Raw genomic sequence first — 16,719 nt, 5'->3', positions numbered from 1 at the left:
AAGGGAAGGAGCTCCATGAGCGAGAACATCAGCAATCCGGACCGATATGACCGCAAGGACCGCGACGAAACCCCGGTTGGAACGGCGCGCGACGAAGAGGTGCTGCCGCCGGGTGAAATACCCCCGGATGCCAAGCAGGGTCTAGCCAATGTCTACGGCGATGCCGATCGCACCGCCATCGATGACCCCGTCAGTGCGCCTGGGCCCGAGGACGCCGCCGCCATTGAGCACATGGAACAGCACTACAGCGTGCGCGAGACAGAGTCGGGCGAGCGGTACGTCGAAGAGACGGTCCTGCCGGAGGATGGCGACTGACAGAGGCGGCCGGCCATTAACTGAAGCGGCGGGGAAGGTGCCTTGGGCACCCTCCCCGCCGCTCGCCGTCGTGCCCCTCAGGAGCAGTCGGGGATCAGGCCTGCTTGCCGGAGCGCCAGCCGCCCGGGTAGTCCTGGCGGACCGCCGAGGAGTACGGCACCGGGCTGACGATGGCGCGCACGTTCAGCTGCTGGTGCGGCTCCACGGTGGTCTTACGGGACCCGCCGTCGGGTTCGCCCCAGACCACGGTGACCTCCGTGCCCTCCGGCACGTCCGCGTCCACGGTTGCCAGGGACAAACCCTTCTTCTCGTTCGCGGAGTAGCCGGTGAACATGGACAGGCCGATCGTCTCGCCCGCGGCGTCCAGCACGGCGTCGTAGTTCGACGAGCCATAATTGGCCAGCGGCAGGTCGAAATACTTGTACGACGTGCCGTCGGCGTCGAAGAGCGAGGCGAAGATCTTGGCCAGGTCCTCGGCGTTCCACTCGAGCGTGACCTTCTTGCGCTGCGTTGCCGGGTCGATCTTCTCGAGGGCCTCGCGGCCGATGAAGTCGTGGTCGAACTTCACCATGTGGCCGTAGCCGAGCTCCCACGGGTTCAGGTAGTAGTCCTCGATCTTGTCCGAGACAAAGCTGCCCGCCACGGCGTTGACCGCCTCGTAGCTGTCGGCGCCGAGCCACTCGCGGTAGGGGCGCAGCTCCTCGCCGGTGTAGATGGCCGGCAGCGGAGACGGAATCCAGCCGGATTCCAGCGTGTTGGACGGGTAGGCACGGGAGCCGACGGCGAGCATGTCGAATTCCTGGCCCGCCTCCAGGATGGTGTCGCGGATCTGGTCGTAGGTCTCATACGGTCCCCAGATCTCCAGCCCCGGTGCACCGGCCATGCCATGGCGCAGGGTGTGGACCTGGCGGCCGGCCACCTGCATCTGGTCCATGTTAAAGAACTTCAACTGCTCCACCCGGCCGCCGTTGACCTTCTCAATGATCTTCCAGGCGTTCGGGCCCTGGATCTGGAAGCGCCAGTACTTGCGCTTCACCGGCTGGCCCATAGGCCGCGACGGCGACCGACGGTCCACCTCGATATCGACGTCATAGCCGCCGGTTTCACCGTGGTAGATCAGCCAGTTGGCCGCAGGGGAACGGCCTACGTAGACGTACTCGCCTTCGGCCTCGTGGAACAGGATGCCGTCGCCGATCACGTGTCCGGCCGGCGTGGTGGGAACGTACTGCTTGGCTTTGTTCACGGGGAAGTTGGCCACCGAGTTGATGGCGGTGTCTGAAATCAGCTTGAGGGCGTCCTTGCCCTTGATGAACAGGTTGTCCATGTGGTGCGACTGGTCGAACAGCACGGCGCTTTCACGCCAGGCGCGCTGCTCGCTGCGCCAGTTGGTGAATTCAGGGGCGACGACGGGGTAGATGTAGGCGCCGATCTGCGAGTTCCGCAGCATCTCGACAGTATTGCCGGATTGGTCCAGGACTTCCTGGAGGTTCTTTGCGCTCATGGGTACTTGTCCTCCTCGATGGCGGCTGGATTGTGATGCAGTACACAATCCCAAGACACCACGACTCTATATCTATGGAGGTAGTTATGTCGACGGTTTTTACCCGGGTAAAAATCGCCGGTCGGGAAATACGGAACGAAAATACGCCTTTTTGAACAGCTCACGTCACCGATTGCAGCGTCACCAACTGCTCTTTCAACGACCACACCGAATGCAACGCCGGGGCTATCACCGTTGCCGGCGGCGAAAACCACGCTGCCTGCGTCACGTTCATTGACACCGGAGTGCACGGCGGCTTGCCCAAGGTTTTGGCCGGGGTGGGCGCTTGCCAGCGCGCCGAATGCCTGCACAATGACCACCTCATGTGCCAGGCTCGGGCGGTCCACGTGGGTCCCGGCGCCGATAACGCCGACTGCCTAACCTATGCCCACCGATAGGCCGTCAATGCCCCTTCCAGAGTCGAATAGGACGACGTCGGAAAGGGGCACCTGAAAGGGCTGTGCGGCCGGGGGAGGGTCAGCGCTCCGCGGCAAGCACCGGAGCTTCCGCAGCATGGACCCGGTGGACGGCTTCGTTGAACTCGGCCTCGATCTCGGGCGTGGGCTTGTATGTCAGGTGGCTGACGACGACGGCGACGATAACGTTGAGGATGAAGCCCGGAACAATCTCGTACATGGTGTCGGACAGCGCCGACGTGCCCCAGACAAAGACCGTTACCGCACCGGCCACCATGCCGGAGAGCGCGCCGGCGATGGTCAGCTTCCGCCAGAACAGGGACAGGATGATGGTCGGGCCGAACGAGGCACCGAAGCCTGCCCAGGCAAAGGCAACCAAGCCCAGGATGGTGTCGTTGCGGGCCCAGGCCAGAATGCCCGCCACGACGGACACCACCAGCACGCCCATCCGGCCGAGTATGACCTGGGTCTTCGGCGACGCATGTCTGCGCGCGAAGATCTTGTACAGGTCCTCCACCAAGGCCGAGGAGCAGACGATCAGCTGCGATGAGACGGTGCTCATGATCGCCGCCAGCACGGCCGCCAGCACAAAACCTGCGACGAATGGGTGGAACAGGATCTGGGACAGATCCAGGAAGACTGATTCGGCCGACTTGGCGTCCGTAAGGGTCATGTCCGGGTTCTGCTGGAAGTAGGCCACACCAACCAGTGCGGTGGCCACGGCACCCAAGACGGTCAGGAGCATCCAGCCGATGCCGATCCGGCGGGCGGCTTTCGCCTCGCCGGGCGTGCGCAGCGCCATGAAGCGAACGATAATGTGCGGCTGCCCGAAGTAGCCCAGCCCCCACGCAGCAGCTGAGATGCCCGCGACGGCACCGCCGGTGAACAGGCTCAGGTGGTTCGGGTCCACCTGTCGGATGGATTCGATGGTGGCGCCGAGGCCGCCGGTGGCGAAGACTCCGACGATCGGCACCAGCAGCAGGGCAGCGAACATCAGGAGGCCTTGGGCGACGTCGGTGTAGCTGGCGCCGAGGAAGCCGCCGAACATGGTGTAAAGCACCGTGACGCCGCCAACCACCAGCATGCCTATCCCATAGGTGGAGCCGAAAGATGATTCGAAGAAGATGCCGCCGGCCACCATGCCGGAGGAAACGTAGAAGGTGAAGAACACCAAGATGATCACGCCGGAGACGACCCGCAGTAGGTGCGACCGGTCCTTCAGTCGGTTTTCCAGGAAGCTGGGAACGGTGATCGAGTCATTGGATACTTCGGTGTAGGAACGGAGCCGCGGGGCCACGAACTTCCAGTTCAGCCAGGCGCCGATGGTCAGGCCGATCGCAATCCATGCCTCGAACAAGCCGCCGACATAGAGCGCGCCCGGCAGCCCCATCAGCAGCCAGCCGGACATGTCGGAGGCGCCGGCGCTCAATGCTGCAACGCCGGGCTTCAGGCCGCGGCCGGCCAGCATGTAGTCGTCAAGATCGCTGGTACGCCGGTACGCCCACCAGCCGATGGCAAGCATGCCTGCCATATAGATCAGCATCGCGATGAGCTGGAATATCTGGTCGTCCAAGGTTGGGTCCTCCCCAAATAGCGGTTTGGTCCGGCTCAGTATTCCAGTGCGCGTACATATGACACCAGCCACAGTGCCCTCCGCGGCGCCATCTAGGGCAAAATCGTTTCATCATGTTGGTGCTGAGGCGCATAATCCCCAACCTCCGATTGAGTTTCGCCAATCAGTGAATAGGTGTAGCCTCTATCTGGCCTCACTTCAACCCTTTGCCCGAAAGTTGCGTCATACCCAGATGCTGCTCCGCTTAATTCGCCATTATGGCCGCCCCTATCTTCCCCTCGTTTTCGCGGTGGTGGTGCTGCAATTGATCGCCACCATCGCGGCGTTGTATCTGCCCAGCCTGAATGCCCAGATCATTGACCAGGGCGTTGCCCGCGGCGATACCGACTACATCTGGAGCACCGGCGGCGTGATGCTGACCGTCAGCTTTGTCCAGGTGGCCGCGGCTATCGCCGGCGTCTACTTCGGCTCCAAGGCAGCGATGGCGATGGGCCGCGACCTGCGTCGCGGCCTCTTCCACAAGGTCACCGGGTTTTCCGCCCGCGAGGTGGGCCAGTTTGGCGCACCCAGCCTGATCACCCGCGGCACCAATGATGTGCAGCAAGTGCAGATGCTGGTGCTGATGGGCCTGAACTTCATGGTGATGGCCCCCATCATGTGCGTGGGCGGCATCATCATGGCGGTCCGCGAAGACCTGCAACTGTCCTGGCTGGTATGGGTCTCGGTGCCGCTGCTGTTCGTGGTGGTCGGCCTGCTGGTCTGGAAGCTGATGCCGCTGTTCCGCAGCATGCAGCAGAAGATCGACGGCATCAACGGCGTGCTCCGCGAGCAGATCACCGGCATCCGCGTGGTCCGGGCATTCGTCCGCGAGCCTTATGAGGCCAAGCGCTTCGAGAAGGCCAACCGCGAACTGACCGACGTCTCGCTCTCGGTCGGCAACCTGTTCGTGCTGATGTTCCCCTCGATCGGCATGATCCTGCACCTAGCCACGGCGGCCGTACTGTGGTTCGGCGGCCTGCGCGTGGACGCCGGGGACATTCAGGTCGGCGCTTTGACGGCCTTCCTGCAGTACCTGCTGCAGATCCTGATGGCGGTGATGATGGGCACCTTCATGGCGATGATGATCCCGCGCGCCTCGGTCTGTGCCGAACGCATCGGTGAGGTGCTCGACGTCGAGCCCTCGGTGCATGAACCCACCGAGCCGGAGGCGGCGCGCGAGTCCGCCGGTGTGGTCGAGTTCCGCAACGTGACCTTTGCCTATCCCGGCGCCGAAGTGCCGGTGCTGCGCGATGTCAGCTTTACCGCCCGGCCCGGTCAGACGACGGCGATCATTGGCAGTACCGGCGCCGGCAAGAGCACGCTGATCAGCATGCTGCCGCGCTTGTTCGACGCCGGCAGCGGCGACGTGCTGATCGACGGCGTTCCGGTCACCCGGATGGCCCGCACCGACATCACCGACAGGGTTGCCCTGGTGCCGCAGCGGCCATACCTGTTCTCCGGCACGGTGGCGCACAACCTGCGCTTTGGTAATCCGGACGCCACGGACGAGGAGCTCTGGGAGGCGTTGCGCGTGGCCCAGGGTGAGGGCTTCGTCCGCGCCAAGGACCACGGGCTCGAGTCAGTGGTCTCGCAGGGCGGCACCAACGTTTCCGGCGGCCAGCGCCAGCGGCTTTGCATCGCCCGGGCGCTGGTGGCCAAGCCCAAGGTCTACCTCTTCGACGACTCGTTCTCCGCTCTCGACGTGGCAACCGACGCCAGGCTGCGCGCCGCGCTGAAGGGGACCACCAAGGACGCGACCGTGATCATCGTGGCCCAACGCGTCGCAACGATCATCGAGGCGGACCAGATCCTGGTGATGGAGCACGGCCAGATCGTGGCCCGCGGCACCCATGAGGAGCTGCTGGAAAGCTCCGAAACCTACCAGGAAATTGTTGATTCGCAGACCGCTGTGGAGGAAGTGGCATGAGCCCGGACAAAGAAACCCAGTCCGAGCTGGCCACCGGGCCCGACCCGGTGGCGGCGCCCACCCCGGCCGCTGCCGCGGAAGCCGAGGCCGAGGTCCTGGAGGAGCAGTTCCAGCCCGGCGAGGCCGACCAGGACTTCATGACCGGGACCCCGGTCCGCAAGGCCCAGCACTTCTGGCCGTCCGCCAAGCGCCTGTTCGGGCTGCTAAAGCCGGAGAGGGCCAGCATCGCCCTGGTGCTGGCCATGGTGCTGGTGGCCGTGGTACTGAACGTGATTGCGCCCAAGGTGCTGGGCAACGCCATGGACGTCATCTTCAACGGCGCGATCGGCATGAACCTGCCGGCCGGTGCCAGCAAGGCAGAGGTCATCGCCGGGCTCCGCGCGCAGGGCCAGGACCAGTTCGCGGACCTGCTCTCCGGGATGGAACTGGTGCCCGGCGTGGGCATCGACTTCCAGCTGCTGGGCAACCTGATCCTGCTGGTGCTGGGGATGTACGTGGTCTCGTCGCTGTTCATGTGGCTGCAGGGCTGGTTGCTGAACCGGATCGTGATGCGGGTGGTCTTCGGGCTGCGCCGGGACGTGGAAGCCAAGCTGAACCGGCTGCCGCTGAACTACTTCGACACCCGCCAGCGCGGCGACCTGCTCTCCCGGGTGACCAACGACGTCGACAACATCCAGCAGGCGCTGCAGCAGGCCTTCGCACAGCTGATCATGTCCGCGCTGAGCCTGCTGGGCATCACCATCATGATGTTCATCGTCTCCTGGCAGCTGGCCCTGATCGCGCTGATTGCGCTGCCGCTGTCCGCCGTCGGCGCCGGCCTGATCGGCACCCGCAGTCAGAAACTGTTCACCGCGCAGTGGAAGCACACCGGTGCGCTCAACGGCCACATCGAGGAGTCGTTCAGCGGCCACGAGCTGGTCCGCGCCTTCGGCCGCGAACAGCAGTCGGTGGAACAGTTCGACGAGAAGAACGAGGAGCTGTACAAGGCCTCGTTCGGTGCGCAGTTCGTCTCCGGCATGATCATGCCGGTGATGCAGTTCATCTCCTACCTGAGCTACGTGGGCATCGCCGTGGTCGGCGGCCTGCGGGTGGCATCGGGGTCCATGACCCTGGGCGACGCCACCGCGTTCATCCAGTACTCGCGCGAGTTCAATCAGCCGCTGAGCCAGATGGCGGGCATGGCCAACATGCTGCAGTCCGGCGTGGCCTCCGCGGAGCGGGTGTTCGAACTGCTCGACGCCGATGAGCAGGAGCCGGACACGGCCACCGAGACGCTGCCGGCCAAGACCGACGGACACGTGGAGTTCCACAACGTCAGCTTCAGCTACACCGCGGACAAGCCCCTGATCGAAGACCTCTCCTTCTCGGCGAACCCGGGGCAGACGGTGGCCATCGTGGGGCCGACGGGCGCGGGAAAAACCACACTGGTGAACCTGGTGATGCGGTTCTACGAACTGGACGCCGGCCGGATCACGCTGGACGGCGTGGACATCACCGCGCTCAGCCGGGCCGAACTGCGGTCCAAGGTGGGCATGGTGCTGCAGGACGCGTGGCTGTTCGGCGGCTCCATCTTCGACAACATCCGCTACGGCAACCTGAATGCCACCGAGGAAGAAGTCATGGCGGCGGCCAAGGCCACCTACGTGGACCGCTTCGTGCGGGCGCTGCCGGAGGGCTACGACACCGTGATCGACGAAGAGGGCAACAACGTCTCCGCCGGTGAGAAGCAGCTGATCACCATCGCCCGGGCGTTCCTGGCCAACCCGTCGCTGCTGATCCTGGACGAGGCCACCAGCTCGGTGGACACGCGCACCGAGCTGCTGGTCCAGCACGCGATGGCCGCGCTGCGTTCCGACCGGACCAGTTTTGTGATTGCGCACCGGCTCTCCACCATCCGGGACGCGGACGTGATCCTGGTGATGGAGGACGGCAAGATCGTGGAGCAGGGCAACCACGCCACGCTGCTGGGCGCCGAAGGCCCGTACTACCGGCTCTACATGTCCCAGTTCGCGGCGGCAGCGGATCCGGTGTCCTGATGCGCTGAACCACGGGATAACGACGCGGTGCTTGGGTGAGGATTCGCCTCTCACCTTCGGCGCCGCCGTCGTGGCGTTAAACGGGTGTGCAGCCTTCGGCGATCCGCTCCGCGGCACGGCGGAGCGGCGGAAGATGGGCAGCGGTCGCCGCCTGGAGGGTGTCCGGAGTGGCCAGCATGTTGACGCCGACGGCGGCGACCACCGCTCCGGCAGCGTCCCTGACCGGCACGGAAACGGTGCGGTGGCCGGACTGCAATTCGCTGTCGTTGACCGCGTAGCCTTGCCGGCGGACCTGCTCGATCTCCAGCCGGAAGCGTTCGGTGCTGTCGATGGTCTGCTCGGTCAACCGGCTGAACTGGCTGCCGTCCAGGGTGGCGCGGAATTCATCCTCGCTGAGTCCGGCCATCAAGACCTTGCCCATCGAGGAAGCGTGGGCCGGAATCCGGGCGCCAACGGTCAGTCCGGCGCGGATCATGCCGGGAACCCGGGTGGCGGCGATGCAGATGACGTCGCCGTCGGCCAGCACGCCGGCGGTGCACGGTTCCTCGAACTCGCCCGTCAACCATTCCACGCCCTGGCGGGAGGCCAGCACCAAGGGGGAACCGGACAGGTAGCCATAGCCCAGTTCCAGTGCCTGGTGGGTCAGCGCGAACGTCTCTCCCTGGCAGCGCACATAGCCCAGCTGGACCAGCGTCCGCAGCACCCTGGCGGTCGCCGCCCTGTTCAGCCCGGCCCGGGCAGCAATATCGGCGGCGCGCATGGCCGGATTTGCATGGTCGAACACGCTCAACACAGACAGTCCGCGCGCCAAGGTGCGCACGGACTGCTCTGCTGGGGGCCGGAGAGCGGGCTCGCTGGTGATGGTCATCACTGAAGAGGATACCCGGCAGGCCACCTGACCGTGATGCTGGTTACACCGTGCGTAGCACCGTCAGTCGGTGCCGGCCTGGTCCTCGAGGACACCCCGCACCGAGGACCCCGGCACCCACATCACGTCGCCGTGTTCGGCGTTGGCAGCCCGGCCCATCACGAACAGCAGGCCCGACAGCCGGTTGAGATAGCGCCCGGTCTCGCGGTTGACCACGTCGCCGTGTTCGTCCAGGGCGGCCCACACCGTCCGTTCGGCCCGGCGCACGGCGGTACGGGCCTGGTAAAGCAGCGCGGCGGATAGGGTTCCGCCGGGCAGGAGCATCCCGCTAAGATCGTCGGCTTCCTGCCTGAAGTGTTCGATGGCGCGTTCTAGCCGCTCGGCATGCTCCGGGATGATGCGGGCGTCCACCGGGTAGTCGCTGGGGTACGGCACCAGCAGGTCGGCCATCAGGTCGAACAGATCGTTCTGCACGCTGACCAGCATCGCGTTGACCTCGGCGGGCAGCCCGCCACCCGCCATGGCTACTGCCACGGCGGCGTTGGCCGCATCCACCTCGGCGTGCGCGACGACCCTCGGATCGTTCTTGGACACTTCGCCGTGACTGCCGAACAGGGTGCGGCCGGAGTCACCATAATGGTCGGGATCTGTCTGGTCGTCCGCTGCAAATTCGCCACGTTCATTCATGCCTGCAACTATACTTACGAGACGTTTCACATCGAAGAGCCGCAGGAAGCCCGGGGCTGCGCACTACGCAACCGGTGACAACAGTGAGGACCATGATGAGCAGCGAATACACCGGCCCCCTGCCGACGGTCTCCGAGGAATCGGACGACGGGAGGCGGGGCTGGCAAACCGTCGACAAGACGGTTTTCTTCGTTTCAGGCGGCATCATTGTCGTCGTTTGCCTGCTGGGTATTTTCTTTACGGAGCAGGTGACCGAAGTCGCCGGGGCCCTTCTCGGATGGGTGACCAGCACCTTCGGCTGGCTGTTCATCCTCGGGGCAACGGGCTTTGTGGTGTTTTCGCTGGTGCTCGCTTTTGGCCGGTACGGCAATATCCCCCTCTCACGCGAGGGCGAGGCGACCGAGTTTTCCACGCTGTCCTGGATCTCCATGATGTTCAGCGCGGGCATGGGCATCGGCCTGATGTTCTTCGGTGTCTATGAACCGGTGACACATCTGGCCTCGCCGCCTCCTTTTGTTGATGCTGCCCCCGGATCGCCCGAAGCAGCGAACAGCGCCATGGCCTACACGCTCTTCCACTGGGGCCTGCATCCGTGGGCCATCTACTCGGTGGTGGGCCTGGCGCTCGCTTATTCCACCTACCGAATGGGCCGGGGGAACCTGATGAGCTCGCCGTTCCAAGCGCTGTTCGGCAAGGAAAGGATCGAGAAAAGGGGCTGGGGCAAGCCGATCGATATCCTGGCGATCATTTGCACGAAGTTCGGTTCAGCGACCTCGCTGGGCCTGGGCGCACTGCAGATCGCCGCAGGCTTGGCGCTGCTGAGGACCGGCCAGTTCGAGGAAAATCCGGGAGCGGCTGCCCCCATCCTGATCATTTGTGTGCTGACCGTGGGCGTGGTGATTTCGGCTGCGAGCGGTGTCTCCCGGGGTATCAAATGGTTGAGTAACACCAATATGGTGCTTGCCCTTGTGCTGCTGCTGTTCGTGTTCGTCCTCGGCCCCACAGTTTTCATCCTTGACCTGGTGCCCGCCTCGATCGGTGACTATCTGGCCAACCTGGTGCCCATGAGCTTCCACTCGGCCGTGTTCGGCGGCACCGAGTGGCTGGCTAACTGGACCATCTTCTACTGGGCCTGGTGGATCTCCTGGACGCCCTTCGTGGGCACCTTCATTGCCAAGATTTCCCGCGGCCGGACGATCAAGGAGTTCGTCCTGGGCGTGCTGCTGGTCCCCACCGCTGTGAGCGTGATCTGGTTTTCCATCTTCGGCGGCGCCGGCATCAACCTGCAGCTGGGCGGAGAGGACATCGCCGGGGCAGGAAACGAGGCGGCCGCCTTCTTTGCCACGCTGCAGCACTATCCGTTCTTCATCGGAGCGGCCATCGTGGTGATGGTGCTGACCGCGGTGTTCTTTGTCAGCGGCGCCGACGCCGGCGCCGTGGTGCTCGGGACGCTATCCTCCCGCGGCCGCAAGGAACCGTGGACGCCTCTGGTCATCCTCTGGGGCGTTCTCACCGGCGCGGTGGCGGCTGTGCTGTTGTTCGTGGGCGGACTGGACGCCCTGCAGACCTTCACCATCCTGGCTTCAACGCCCTTCGTGCTGATCATCATCGGATTGTGCCTGTCCCTGTATGTGGACCTGCGCCGGGATCCGTTGCGGCAGCGGCGGATGGGGCCGGTGCGCGGCGCGGTCAGTGTGCCCAGCAACGTGCCGTTTGCGGTGCCGTCGTCCACGTCGGAAATCCCGGTGGTCGAACCGGAACAGCTGCCGCGCATCGACGGTTCCGGCAGCTCGGACCATCCCAAGGGCGGCCTGCCGGAAGACACCGGCGACGGTAGGAAACACGGGCACCATCCGTAGGTAAGTAAGACGGGGCGGGGCCGGCGAATGTTCGCCGGCCCCGCCCCTTGCCTTCCAGTTGGCTAACCGAGCATGATCCCGGCGAAGAAGTCGGCAAGTTCCCGATGCGCATCCAGCGGCAGCACGTGGGCGACATACTGGTCCGGCCGGACCACCACCATGGCGCCCTGCCGGCGGTCGATGCCGCGCAGGTCAAAGATGTCCTCTTCGGCCTTCAGGTCGGGAGTGAAGACTTTCTCATAGTCCTTCAGGCCAAAGGGAGCCTTCCGCGGGAACAGGAAGGATGGCACGTCGTTGGCGTCCAGCTCGCGGTGGCCCTGCTGGAAGACGGCGCGGACATCAAAGACGGCATCGGCGTCTGCTCCGGCGGGAGTGTAGCGCCGGACCGGAGAGTCTTCGGACTCGGCCAGGAACCGGCACAGAGCGGCCAATCGGGAGTCTGCGGCACCGGGGTGGGCGGCGTCGGCGAAGGCGTAGATCCGCCAGCGTCCGTCTGCCTGTGCGACGTGGCCCAACCCCACCGGTTTGGCGTCGGCCAGCCGGACAACCGGGGCCGAGTAGAAGCGCTCGCCGATCGGGAAGCCCTTGGCCAGATGCTCGTGGGTGTCCTCTCCGATGATCATCGACGGCGGGTAGTCGGTGGCGAAGCCAGCGGTAAAGCGGCCGGCCTCAACGAATTGCCGTTCCACTTCCTCCGGGTCCAAGCCCTCGTCGTCGGGCCGGTTGGGGTCCTTCGGACGGGAGCTCATGGTCTTGGACCAGCGGGTGTCGAAGTCGATCAGCTCCTGGGCCACTGCCTGGCGCTCACCGGAGTAGGTGTCCAGCAGCGTCTCGGGGCTGCGGCCTTCCAGGACTGCCGCGAGCTTCCAGCCCAGGTTGAAGCCATCCTGCATGGACACATTCATGCCCTGGCCGGCTTTGGCGCTGTGCGTGTGGCAGGCGTCGCCGGCGATGAAGACCCGGGGCGTGCGGGTTCCGCGCTCCTCCGGAAGAACGTCGTCGAATCGGTCGGCGATGCGCTGGCCCACTTCGTAGACCGACCACCAGGCGATGTCCTTGACCTCGAGGGTGTAGGGACGGAGGACCCGCTGGGCCGCCTCAATGACCATGTCGGACGTGAACCGCTTGCGGGCATCGCGGTCGGCGGGGTCGAGGTCGCCCAAATCGACGTAGAGCCGGACCAGATAGCCGCCCTCGCGCGGGATGAGCAGGATGTTGCCGCCGTTCGCGGACTGGATGGCGGCCTTGAAGCGGACGTCCGGGAAATCAGTGACGGCCAGGACGTCCGCCACGCCCCAGGCGTGGTTGCGGGCGTCGCCGCGCAGTTCCACGCCCATCGATCTCCGCACCGCGCTGCGGGCGCCGTCGCATCCCACCACGTACTTGGCGCGGACGGTGACCTCTTCCGACGGGTCGTCGCCGTTCGCCCGGCGCATGGTCACCCGGACCGGGTAGTCGCCCGAGCCTTCCACCTCGACGCCGGTGACTTCCAGGCCGTAGTCCGGTTCCAGTCGGCTGTGGGACTTGCGCATATGCTCCAGCAGGTAGTCCTGCATCCGGGCCTGGTTGACGATCACGTGCGGATACTCGGACAGCCCGTCCGCAACGTCCTGGACCCGTCCGCTGCGAACGATCCGTGAGCGGTCCTGGTCATCCGGCCGCCAGAACACCGTTTCGTTAACCCAGTACCCTTCGCGGACCAAGCGCTCGGCCAGGCCGAAGGCGTTGAACATTTCGACTGTCCGGCAGGCCACGCCGTCGGCCTGCCCCAGCGCCAGCGGGCCTTCCCGCCGTTCGACCACACGGGTGGTGATGCCCGGGAACTCGGCCAGCTGGGCGGCCAGCACCACCCCGGCCGGTCCGGTGCCGACCACCAGGACATCCACCTCTTCCGGCATTGCGCCCTGGCTGTCCGGGCGACCTTCCGCAGCCGGCCGGAGCTCAGGATCGCCTGGATGGTAGCCGGCTAGATAAAACTGCATGATGCTCCTGGTGGTTTGTCAGGCCGTGTCCGGGCCCGGGCGTTGTCACGACGCATCACATCGTAGTGATCGGCGCCACGGATCAGCCAAGAGATTCTGTCCAGCAGAAATACTACGTGGTGGGCAGTGCGCCATCGGCGCGAAGTTCGCGCAACACTGCTTCGCAGGTGGCATGGAGGGCTTGGATGACCTCCGGCTGCTGGATATCTCCGCCGCGGGACAACGGAGAACTGATCGATACGGCCAAGGCGGCGGGGCGGCCCGCGGTTGCCAGGGGTGCGCCGACGGCCGCGAGGTCCGGTTCGGTACGCCCGAGGTTGACGGCATATCCCCGCGTCCGTGCTTCCGCCAGTTCGCGCTGCAGGCCCTCCAGTTCCGCCGACGCGAGGCTGCTGCCGCTTTGTTGCGCCTGCCTGCCGGTGTAGAGCTGCGCGACCGACGGCTCCGGGAGCGTGGCCAGGATGGCTTTGCCGCCGGAGGAGAGGTGCGCCGGAAGAACCGTGCCGGTGCGGTTGCCTACCCGGAGCAACTGCGGACCCTCAGCCGTGAACAGGTAGCGGGCGGTGACGCCGACCCGTTCGACCAGGTTCACGGTTTCACGAACCGCGAGGGCCAGCGCCTCAAGGTGCGGGCGGGCGATCGAGACGGTGGTCCGGGCAGGGCCAGCGGCGGTGTCGGCGCGCAGGGACGGTCCGGCGCAGTAGCGCCGCTGGTCATCCTGCAGGGCAAAGCCCCGGTACACCAGCATGGCCATGAGCCGGTGGGCAGTGGACGGGGCCACACTGAGCGCGTTGGCCGCGTCGGTGATCCGCAGCCAGTCCCGCTCCTGGAGAAGCATGATCAACTGCAGCGCCCGGTCGACGGAGTCCACGGCGTAGCCGGGCTTCTTCACGATGTTCATGTTCTGCACAGCAGAAGCCTAGTCCGGAGGTCCGGAGGTCCGGAGCGGGAGGGGCGCACCCGGCCGGGGTGGTGGGCAGGCAGAGGAGGGCGCGCAGGCGCGTTTGTGCCCGGCCAGACCGGGTAAGCGCCGGACTGCCGCCCGCAGCCCTGGCACCTGCAGGTCCGCCGCCGCAAGAGGCTGCGCTTGGATGCTGGGCAGCCAAGTTACCAGCGGGTAGCATGACGGCATGCACCTGATCTTCCGTACGCTGTTACTGCTTGTCACGGCGCGCCGCCGGCCCCCGCTGGGGATTTGGGATTCGTCGACCCTGCCATTGCGTGTGCTGCCCACCGACATCGACATCGCGATGCACGTCAACAACGGGATGTACTTCTCGCTGATGGACCTCGGGCGCTTCGAACTGATGGTGCGCGCCGGGGTCTGGGACGTCTTCCGCCGCAAGGGCTGGTCGCCGGTGGTCAGTGCGGAGACCATCTCCTTCCGCAAATCGCTCACGCTCGGCCAGCGGTACAGCATTGAAACCCGGATCGTCGGCTTCGACGACCGGGCCATCTATTTTGAGCAGCGCATGGTTTCCGACGGCGAAATCTACGCCCGCGCCTATATCGCCACCCGGTTGGTGTCTAAGCAAGGTCCGGTCGCTAACGAGGAGATCTTCGCGGCCACCGGCCAGCAACCGCCGGCCGAGCTGGTGCTGCCCGAATGGCTGCATGAATGGCGGGAGAACAACGCGCTGCCCAGCACCCGCCGTCCCGCTCCGCACCGCTGGGTGCGCTGACTCTGGTCGGCGGCACCTCCTTGCCCTACGCTATGGGTGAGGGAGGTGAGCGGTCATGATCGCAGCACCCGGAGACCGCATCGTCATCAGGGGAAAGACGGTGGAATCCGCTGATCGGCACGGTGAAGTCATCGAGGTCCGCGGCGCCGGCGGCGCCCCGCCTTACTTCGTCAGATTCGACGACGGACACGAGAGCGTGGTCTTCCCAGGCACCGACTGCAGCATCGAGCATGCTGCCAGATAAGCGCTGCCGGTAAGCTCGCCGCAGAGGCGAAGCCCGCCGCAGGCGAAGCCCGCCCCAAGCGAAGGGCCTTGCCGACTACAGGACCAGCCGGCGGGCGTGCAGTACGCTGTCCGTCATCGTGCCGCTTTCGCCATCCGGTCCCGTAACATCGCGCTCCACCGAGTCCACAGTCTCCAAGGTCCAGGCTGGGCCATCGAGCCCAAGCTCAGAGGCCAGCTCGGCTGCGGTGGGCAGCGCTTCCTCCGGCTCAGGGTGCTTGGACCACGGCGGAAACGATTCGTGCCCGACGATCAGCAGCCGGCCGCCGGGGGAGACGGCGCGGGCCCCAGCTGCAAGGATCGCGTTCCGCGGCAGCTCGACCGGTGAGTGGAGGAACTGCGCGCAGACCAGATCGTACTGCTCGCCGGCTTCCCAGCCGACCAGATCCTGCCGGCGCCATTGAATCCGGTCCGCGACGCCGGCTTCTTTGGCGTGTCGTGCCGCCCGCTGCAACGCGAGTCCGGACATGTCCAGGCCGGTGACCTGCCAGCCTTGTTCGGCGAGCCAGATGGCGTCCGCGCCCTCGCCGCATCCCAATTCCAGGGCGCTGCCGGGGCGCAGGCCGGAGAGTTCGCGGACCAGCATGGCGTTGGGCCGGCCGCTCCAGATCTGGTCCCGCTCAGCGTAAAAGGTTTCCCAGAACTTATCGGGTTCCTCCGCGTGGCCTTGAGGGGCTTGATGGCGATGTTCCATGCCTCCAGACTCTACGCCGCGACCCTTCCGCGGAGAACGCCCGGCCGCAGGCCACGACCCGCCGAGGGGAGCGGGAAGAAATAAGGCGGGCACCGCCGTCGTTATGTCGATGTGTGCCCGCGGCAACTACCGTGGGTCATCCCGTAACGAAAGGCCCGCCGGCGTGAACGTACCTCTGTCCATCCTTGACCTGGCAACCATTGGCTCCAACGAAACCGTGGGCGAAAGCCTGGCCGGCAGCGTGGCGCTGGCGCAGCGTGCGGAGGAACTGGGATACCGGCGGGTCTGGTACGCCGAGCACCACAACATGGCGTCCATCGCATCCTCCGCGACCAGCGTGCTGATCGCCCATGTGGCCGCGAATACCCGCACGATCCGCTTGGGCGCCGGCGGCATCATGCTGCCCAACCATGCTCCGCTGACCATTGCCGAGCAGTTCGGCACGCTGGAGGCGCTGCACCCGGGCCGGATCGATCTCGGGCTGGGACGCGCGCCGGGCAGCGACCAGAACACCTTGCGGGCGCTGCGCCGTGACCCGATGAGCGCCGATTCGTTCCCGCAGGATGTGCTGGAGCTGCAGGGCTATCTCACCGGACAGACCCGAATCAAGGGTGTAGATGCGACACCGGGCAAGGGCTCCAACGTGCCGCTGTACATCCTGGGCTCCTCGCTGTTCGGCGCCAAGCTGGCCGCCGCGCTGGGGCTGCCGTACTCGTTCGCCTCGCACTTCGCACCGAACGCGCTGCAGGATGCCGTGGCCGTCTACCGCCGCGAATTCCAGCCCTCGGCGCAGCTCGCCGAACCGTACGTGATCGCCGG

14 protein-coding genes and 1 pseudogene are annotated in these 16,719 nt (G+C 65.7%); 8 read left to right on the top strand and 7 right to left on the bottom strand.

Translation table 11 applies throughout. The annotated features are described in order from the left end of the window. Positions 1–15: 15 nt before the first annotated feature. Complete coding sequence (locus tag AC5RWT_RS19740; RefSeq protein ID WP_494042998.1) at positions 16–315, top strand: hypothetical protein; 300 nt, start codon at positions 16–18, stop codon at positions 313–315. A gap of 94 nt (positions 316–409) precedes the next feature. Here the strand turns inward: AC5RWT_RS19740 and ligM are convergent, their stop codons facing one another. Then, positions 410–1,816 carry a vanillate/3-O-methylgallate O-demethylase gene (gene ligM, locus AC5RWT_RS19735; RefSeq protein ID WP_494081648.1) on the bottom strand — a complete coding sequence of 469 codons (1,407 nt, stop codon included), beginning with the start codon at positions 1,814–1,816 and terminating at the stop codon, positions 410–412. Positions 1,817–1,971: 155 nt separating this feature from the next. On the opposite strand from ligM, the pseudogene AC5RWT_RS19730 reads away from it, so the two are divergent. Next, positions 1,972–2,253: pseudogene (locus AC5RWT_RS19730) on the top strand (DUF1540 domain-containing protein); the annotation flags it as partial. Between the two features lie 79 nt (positions 2,254–2,332). Here AC5RWT_RS19730 and putP read toward each other — a convergent pair. Continuing rightward, the gene (gene putP, locus AC5RWT_RS19725) at positions 2,333–3,844 is read right to left on the bottom strand and encodes a sodium/proline symporter PutP (protein WP_494081647.1); all 1,512 of its coding nucleotides are present in this window, start codon (positions 3,842–3,844) and stop codon (positions 2,333–2,335) included. Between the two features lie 232 nt (positions 3,845–4,076). Here putP and AC5RWT_RS19720 point away from each other — a divergent pair, with 232 nt between their 5' ends. Together AC5RWT_RS19720 and AC5RWT_RS19715 are read left to right on the top strand one after the other, a co-directional pair. After that, positions 4,077–5,810: an ABC transporter ATP-binding protein gene (locus tag AC5RWT_RS19720; RefSeq protein WP_494042994.1), complete on the top strand. Its 1,734-nt coding sequence runs from the start codon at positions 4,077–4,079 to the stop codon at positions 5,808–5,810. Then, positions 5,807–7,846, top strand: a complete 2,040-nt coding sequence (locus tag AC5RWT_RS19715; RefSeq protein WP_494081646.1) for an ABC transporter ATP-binding protein — start codon at positions 5,807–5,809, stop codon at positions 7,844–7,846. The genes AC5RWT_RS19720 and AC5RWT_RS19715 overlap by 4 nt, the downstream gene beginning before the upstream one ends. 76 nt (positions 7,847–7,922) lie before the next feature. Here the strand turns inward: AC5RWT_RS19715 and AC5RWT_RS19710 are convergent, their stop codons facing one another. Further along, complete coding sequence (locus tag AC5RWT_RS19710; RefSeq protein ID WP_494042992.1) at positions 7,923–8,714, bottom strand: IclR family transcriptional regulator domain-containing protein; 792 nt, start codon at positions 8,712–8,714, stop codon at positions 7,923–7,925. Between the two features lie 63 nt (positions 8,715–8,777). Continuing rightward, positions 8,778–9,401 carry a cob(I)yrinic acid a,c-diamide adenosyltransferase gene (locus tag AC5RWT_RS19705; protein WP_494042991.1) on the bottom strand — a complete coding sequence of 208 codons (624 nt, stop codon included), beginning with the start codon at positions 9,399–9,401 and terminating at the stop codon, positions 8,778–8,780. 92 nt (positions 9,402–9,493) lie between these two features. Between AC5RWT_RS19705 and AC5RWT_RS19700 the strand changes: the two genes are divergently transcribed. Next, positions 9,494–11,260 (top strand): BCCT family transporter, encoded by a 1,767-nt coding sequence (locus AC5RWT_RS19700; RefSeq protein ID WP_494042990.1) that lies wholly within the window; start codon positions 9,494–9,496, stop codon positions 11,258–11,260. 62 nt (positions 11,261–11,322) lie between these two features. Here AC5RWT_RS19700 and AC5RWT_RS19695 read toward each other — a convergent pair whose 3' ends face one another. Together AC5RWT_RS19695 and AC5RWT_RS19690 are read right to left on the bottom strand one after the other, a co-directional pair. Next, positions 11,323–13,242, bottom strand: a complete 1,920-nt coding sequence (locus AC5RWT_RS19695) for an FAD-binding monooxygenase (protein WP_494081645.1) — start codon at positions 13,240–13,242, stop codon at positions 11,323–11,325. A gap of 112 nt (positions 13,243–13,354) precedes the next feature. Next, positions 13,355–14,143 (bottom strand): IclR family transcriptional regulator, encoded by a 789-nt coding sequence (locus tag AC5RWT_RS19690; RefSeq protein ID WP_494081660.1) that lies wholly within the window; start codon positions 14,141–14,143, stop codon positions 13,355–13,357. Positions 14,144–14,372: 229 nt separating this feature from the next. Here AC5RWT_RS19690 and AC5RWT_RS19685 point away from each other — a divergent pair, with 229 nt between their 5' ends. Both AC5RWT_RS19685 and AC5RWT_RS19680 read left to right on the top strand, forming a co-directional pair. Further along, positions 14,373–14,924, top strand: a complete 552-nt coding sequence (locus AC5RWT_RS19685) for an acyl-CoA thioesterase (protein WP_494081644.1) — start codon at positions 14,373–14,375, stop codon at positions 14,922–14,924. Between the two features lie 55 nt (positions 14,925–14,979). Further along, complete coding sequence (locus AC5RWT_RS19680; RefSeq protein ID WP_494042987.1) at positions 14,980–15,168, top strand: DUF1918 domain-containing protein; 189 nt, start codon at positions 14,980–14,982, stop codon at positions 15,166–15,168. A 75-nt stretch (positions 15,169–15,243) separates the two neighbouring features. Here the strand turns inward: AC5RWT_RS19680 and AC5RWT_RS19675 are convergent, their stop codons facing one another. Then, positions 15,244–15,900: an SAM-dependent methyltransferase gene (locus AC5RWT_RS19675; protein WP_494081643.1), complete on the bottom strand. Its 657-nt coding sequence runs from the start codon at positions 15,898–15,900 to the stop codon at positions 15,244–15,246. 163 nt (positions 15,901–16,063) lie between these two features. Here AC5RWT_RS19675 and AC5RWT_RS19670 point away from each other — a divergent pair. Then, on the top strand, positions 16,064–16,719 hold a 656-nt coding region (locus AC5RWT_RS19670; RefSeq protein ID WP_494081642.1), incomplete at its 3' end, for an LLM class flavin-dependent oxidoreductase.

This window comes from Arthrobacter sp. Dra40, from assembly GCF_059091905.1.
This window is presented reverse-complemented; position numbering and strand designations above follow the sequence as displayed.

What these genes read in the sequence shown, in the direction of transcription:
- AC5RWT_RS19705 (WP_494042991.1), bottom strand. Translation starts at nt 9,401, where the DNA reads ATGAATGAACGTGGCGAATTTGCAGCGGACGACCAGACAGATCCCGAC.
- AC5RWT_RS19680 (WP_494042987.1), top strand. Translation starts at nt 14,980, where the DNA reads ATGATCGCAGCACCCGGAGACCGCATCGTCATCAGGGGAAAGACGGTG.
- AC5RWT_RS19690 (WP_494081660.1), bottom strand. Translation starts at nt 14,143, where the DNA reads ATGAACATCGTGAAGAAGCCCGGCTACGCCGTGGACTCCGTCGACCGG.
- AC5RWT_RS19740 (WP_494042998.1), top strand. Translation starts at nt 16, where the DNA reads ATGAGCGAGAACATCAGCAATCCGGACCGATATGACCGCAAGGACCGC.
- AC5RWT_RS19685 (WP_494081644.1), top strand. Translation starts at nt 14,373, where the DNA reads ATGCACCTGATCTTCCGTACGCTGTTACTGCTTGTCACGGCGCGCCGC.
- AC5RWT_RS19710 (WP_494042992.1), bottom strand. Translation starts at nt 8,714, where the DNA reads ATGACCATCACCAGCGAGCCCGCTCTCCGGCCCCCAGCAGAGCAGTCC.
- AC5RWT_RS19720 (WP_494042994.1), top strand. Translation starts at nt 4,077, where the DNA reads ATGCTGCTCCGCTTAATTCGCCATTATGGCCGCCCCTATCTTCCCCTC.
- AC5RWT_RS19715 (WP_494081646.1), top strand. Translation starts at nt 5,807, where the DNA reads ATGAGCCCGGACAAAGAAACCCAGTCCGAGCTGGCCACCGGGCCCGAC.
- AC5RWT_RS19695 (WP_494081645.1), bottom strand. Translation starts at nt 13,242, where the DNA reads ATGCAGTTTTATCTAGCCGGCTACCATCCAGGCGATCCTGAGCTCCGG.
- AC5RWT_RS19675 (WP_494081643.1), bottom strand. Translation starts at nt 15,900, where the DNA reads ATGGAACATCGCCATCAAGCCCCTCAAGGCCACGCGGAGGAACCCGAT.
- AC5RWT_RS19700 (WP_494042990.1), top strand. Translation starts at nt 9,494, where the DNA reads ATGATGAGCAGCGAATACACCGGCCCCCTGCCGACGGTCTCCGAGGAA.
- ligM (WP_494081648.1), bottom strand. Translation starts at nt 1,816, where the DNA reads ATGAGCGCAAAGAACCTCCAGGAAGTCCTGGACCAATCCGGCAATACT.